Origin of the sequence: Acidithiobacillus ferriphilus (genome assembly GCF_018854775.1) — a bacterium.
In the GTDB taxonomy this organism is placed as follows: Bacteria; Pseudomonadota; Gammaproteobacteria; order Acidithiobacillales; family Acidithiobacillaceae; genus Acidithiobacillus; species Acidithiobacillus ferriphilus.
In genome coordinates, this window is record NZ_JAAZTY010000184.1 from 1 (window position 1) to 4022 (window position 4022).

Below are 4022 nucleotides of genomic sequence, written 5' to 3' on the forward strand. Positions count from 1 at the left end.
GCCTTCCAGATAGCCGCCGCCATAGCCCGCCGTTTCGGAGCCGCCGAAAAACAGCTTGTTTTCCCACAGCGGCAGGCGCAGGTTCGGATTGCCGTATTCGGGATGCGTACCGGGAGGCGTGCGGTCAAGGGTGCTACAGGTGTAGGCTTCCTGAGCCCAGTCATGGACATGTTGTTCTCCGTCTTCTGCGGGCGGATCAAAAACCTGTACCAGTTGGCTGGAGATCAGCAAGGCCATGGTGGCGGGCGGAATGGTGGCGCGCAATGCCGGTGGGAGGGAAAAAAAGGCGCCGAGCGCGGCCTGCTCGCCGGTGGCATCACAGGCGTCGAAAATTTCTGGGAGTACCACCTGTTCGTGGGTGACGAAGGCGTTCCCGGACTGGCCCGATTCCCTCCAGAACGCTTGATCGTAAGCAACGACCACCTTGGCTTGATCGGCCATCCAGGTGTGCGTCGCGCGCATGGCCTCGCGCAGGGACGCGTTCAGGGGAGGATCGAAAAGGACGTGTTCTTCCAGCAGACGGGGAGGGAGAGCCAGAACCACATGACGCGCATTGACCTGCACGACCCTTTCGTTGTGGCGGAAACTGAGAATAACGTAATCGTCATCTTCTTCCACGGATAGCAGCGTATGGCCCAGGTGCAACCGGTCCACAGGGAGTTGCGCGGTCATGGCGGTCACGAGACGTCCCATCCCGCCTATCACGCGCCGGGCCCCTCCGTGTATATCCGTCAACGCCATGACTTCCGGTTTTTCATCCGGTGTATTCAGACGCAGGATGCCACCCTGGTCATGTTGGGCAAAAGTGTCGAGTCCGAGGTCAGAGATCAGCCGGGTGACGCGCGGTTGGGTATCCGGCCAGAACCAGGTCGGCCCCAGATCCACCGCCAGATTATTGCGCTGGCAACATTCGGAAAATATACGCCCGCCCATACGCTCACGCGCTTCATAGAGCATGAAATCCCGCCCGCGCTCCTGCAGGCTTTGGGCCAATGCAAGCCCGCACAGGCCACCACCAACAATGATTGTATCTGGCACGGTTCCGATCCTCCTGGCTGCTTCATTCGCGTAGCCAGCAATACTTATACCAGGATGCGGAGCATGGGGTTATACCATGAATTTGGCATCTTTTTTGCTGAATTTTTCACGCAACCATATTACCCATTTATTTGTTCGATTTCTGACAATAATGTGTACTTACTGACATCCAAGGATTTGAAACTATGGCAAATCGTTCAGCAATGAATATTCGTATAGTCATTACCCTGGCAGGCCAGGATGTGGGATTGGTGAGTGAAAAGGATATGGCCCTCGCCATACAGGCGGCCGAGGAGGTCTTCGCACAGCATGAGGCTGACCCAATGGCTTGCGAAGTGGCCAATCAGAAGCAGTACGGTGATGCGGAAATTACCAGGGATGAAGCATTATTGTGCGCCATCTGGGAGGAAGCCAATTATGCCGCCTGGCACAAAGCCACTATTGGCTGGATGAGTCGGGATATTGATCTTTACATGATGGTGCGGAATGCGGCGGCGGATGACAGGGATGCCCTATCAGCATAATCAATCTATTTTTAGTTTTCTGGATTAAAAAGGAGTTTCACCATGTTTGGTAGTGAAACCGGCGCGTGCATCAAGGGCCAGCCCTGCACCCTCAGGGAGTTTCCGCTGAAGATTGAAAACAACGAAGTATTGGTGGATACCGGTGATTTTGCACCCAATGGACCCCACTAAAGCCATCGGCAAATTCTGAACTAAAACCCGTCTCTCTTGCTTCCCCAGGGATGAGAGCCGGGAACCACTTCCGCTTTGATTCCGGCTTTTTCAACATCGGCGAGGGTTTTATAAAGGGTCGCTTCATGGGCTAATATGCTGCCCTGCATTACTGCGACATAGCGTGCCGGCAGGTCGACATCGCAAACGTAACCGCCTCCCGGGTCCTCAACGCTGCGTAAATTGCCATCCCAATCCATGAAAAAGCCACTCATGATAAATCCTCGCTGGTGTTGTTCCAACAGTCGGTAGGGGTGAAACGATGCCTGCCGAGTCAGCGTGATTTGCGCTCGGCGGGCGAAAAATTGCTCAAGTGCCCCTCTTTCGCCGCTTGCGCACGACCACGCGCAATCAGTCCAGCACTGCGACCAGGTACGGCCACCCGCGAAAGCTGCTTTTCCAGGTGTTGACTGCCACATTGCGGGCAGTTTGGGATGGTTGATCTCATGACCAGTAATTCAAAGTCGGCGTCGCAATCGCAACAATGGTAATCGAAGATAGGCATTTTTGTTCCCTTGTCAGGTTATGGCCAAAACGGCATCTATTACTCGGTAAGGCAATAATAATGCCTGTTCAGGTGGCGACCTTTACCCGCCTCGGCGTTTCGCGCAGCAAATTCAGACATTCCAGATTGGCGACCATGTCCAGCGCGGTGAAATCATCGAGCGAAAGGAGACTCCGGTCCGCACCGAATGCCAGCAAACGTTCCACTACCGCCGTCTTGCCAGCGGATGCGGCGTACATCAGGCAAGTGGCGCCATTGTCATTCTGGTGGTTGAGGTGGGCGCCAACCGCGATCAGCAGGTCCAGGGTGTCCAGATTCTCACTGACACAAGTGAACCAGAGGGCCTGATTGCCATCGTTGTTGCGCTGGTGCGGGTCGGCACCAGCGGCGAGCAGTTCAGCCACCAGTTCAGGATCGCCTTCACCGGCAGCGCGCATCAAGGGCGTCACGCCGTCACTGGTCCGCGCGTGGATGTCTGCGGCGGGAAACCCCTGCGCCGTCAGCCAGCATTGCAGAGCCTCGGAGATCTGCCGATTTGCGGGCGTATGCACCTGACGCCAGGCTTCGTAACCACCATCCAGACTGTATACCTCCGCAAAACCAAAATCGGCAAAGAGTTGGGCACGCATCCGGCTGGCATTGCCATGATAGCAATAGATCAGCACCGGACGATGTTTGGCTATGTTCAGCACATAATCATCGGCGTTGTAATCGCCCAGGAGAGAAGCTCCGGCAATATGTCCGGCCCGGAAGTCGCTGGGATGGCGGCAATCCAGTAACACGGTGTCCTGCCTGTACAGGAGTTCGCGGGCCTTATGCACATCTATACGCTGAAAGGAGCGGGTATTCATGAATTTTCTCCGATGTGAGTGTTCAGTTCCCGGTGGGCATAGGGCGGGAGGGTGCTGATTCGCGTATCCGTCAGGGCATGACCCACGGTGAAGTGGTAGAGGGATTGCAGGCTGTCATCCTGGATCCCCAATATGTCATGCACGGCATCATCAAAAAAACAGCCGATGCCGGTGCCGTTCAGACCCAGGGATTCGGCTTCCAGATACAATATCTGGCCCAGCAGCCCGGCTTCCTGGTAGAGCAAACGATAACGCCAGGCGCCGCTTTTCAGGGGGTCGGCATACTCCGCCAGAAAGGCCACGGCAAAGCAGCTATCGGCGGCAATGGCCTGATGACAGGACAGGGTCCGAGCGATACTGCGCACGTCCCCGCTATAGAGTCGCCGCAGGGGCAGATGGATGGGCGCGGTAGCCACTGATTCCCATGAGAAATCCGGATTAAGGGCCGTGCGTAGCACTGTTTCACCCTTTGTTGTGCGGGGCAGGGCATAGAGGCCACTGCTCAGACCACTAACGCGATGCACGAAAAGTATCGGATGGATGCGCGGGGTAAAGGGCCAGACATCCCAGGGCAGGGCGGAACGGGACAGCAACGCATCCAGGAGCGCAAAGAAATCGTCAGCCGCCATGACCATCTTCGGGTCGAAGCGCTGGGCGCTGCGCCGACGGCGGATCAGGACGCTGGCGGCGGTCTGCCCCGATTTTTTGCGTGCTGGCCAGGGATCGGGCGGAAGCGGGTCGGGAGCGAGTACCGGCATCCTGCTGGCGATTGTCGTTTCGGCGATGACCGGCCATTGATACAGGGGGTTTGGGTCCAGGCGGTTGGCCTGACCCCGCCATTGCCCCGGCAACGCAGCGGGGCTACCGACGGCGGAGGACATTGTATCGGCGGGG

7 protein-coding genes are annotated in these 4022 nt (G+C 57.0%); 2 read left to right on the plus strand and 5 right to left on the minus strand.

Translation table 11 applies throughout. The annotated features are described in order from the left end of the window. Positions 1–1038: flavin monoamine oxidase family protein (locus HF921_RS11700; protein ID WP_215893860.1), on the minus strand; the 1038-nt coding region annotated here is incomplete at its 3' end. 185 nt (positions 1039–1223) lie between these two features. Between HF921_RS11700 and HF921_RS11705 the strand changes: the two genes are divergently transcribed. Next, entirely contained in the window at positions 1224–1562 is a 339-nt protein-coding gene (locus HF921_RS11705; RefSeq protein WP_226817806.1) for a hypothetical protein, read from the plus strand. 42 nt (positions 1563–1604) lie between these two features. After that, a complete protein-coding gene (locus HF921_RS13460; RefSeq protein ID WP_264317745.1) occupies positions 1605–1733 on the plus strand; it encodes a Rieske (2Fe-2S) protein in 129 nt (42 codons plus the stop codon). A 20-nt stretch (positions 1734–1753) separates the two neighbouring features. Here HF921_RS13460 and HF921_RS11710 read toward each other — a convergent pair whose 3' ends face one another. The 4 genes from HF921_RS11710 to HF921_RS11725 all read right to left on the minus strand — a co-directional run. Next, complete coding sequence (locus tag HF921_RS11710; RefSeq protein WP_215850641.1) at positions 1754–1987, minus strand: hypothetical protein; 234 nt, start codon at positions 1985–1987, stop codon at positions 1754–1756. Positions 1988–2046: 59 nt separating this feature from the next. Further along, on the minus strand, positions 2047–2277 hold the full coding sequence (locus HF921_RS11715) for an FmdB family zinc ribbon protein (protein ID WP_215880208.1): 231 nt from the start codon (positions 2275–2277) through the stop codon (positions 2047–2049). Between the two features lie 68 nt (positions 2278–2345). After that, a complete protein-coding gene (locus tag HF921_RS11720) occupies positions 2346–3128 on the minus strand; it encodes an ankyrin repeat domain-containing protein (RefSeq protein WP_215893861.1) in 783 nt (260 codons plus the stop codon). Beyond that, a partial coding sequence (locus tag HF921_RS11725; protein WP_215893862.1) for a nitroreductase family protein occupies positions 3125–4022 on the minus strand: 898 nt, incomplete at its 5' end. The genes HF921_RS11720 and HF921_RS11725, both read right to left, overlap by 4 nt.

Excerpts from the sequence above, each read along its gene's own strand:
- HF921_RS11705 (WP_226817806.1), top strand. The coding sequence starts at position 1,224 with ATGGCAAATCGTTCAGCAATGAATATTCGTATAGTCATTACCCTGGCA.
- HF921_RS13460 (WP_264317745.1), top strand. The coding sequence starts at position 1,605 with ATGTTTGGTAGTGAAACCGGCGCGTGCATCAAGGGCCAGCCCTGCACC.
- HF921_RS11710 (WP_215850641.1), bottom strand. The coding sequence starts at position 1,987 with ATGAGTGGCTTTTTCATGGATTGGGATGGCAATTTACGCAGCGTTGAG.
- HF921_RS11715 (WP_215880208.1), bottom strand. The coding sequence starts at position 2,277 with ATGCCTATCTTCGATTACCATTGTTGCGATTGCGACGCCGACTTTGAA.
- HF921_RS11720 (WP_215893861.1), bottom strand. The coding sequence starts at position 3,128 with ATGAATACCCGCTCCTTTCAGCGTATAGATGTGCATAAGGCCCGCGAA.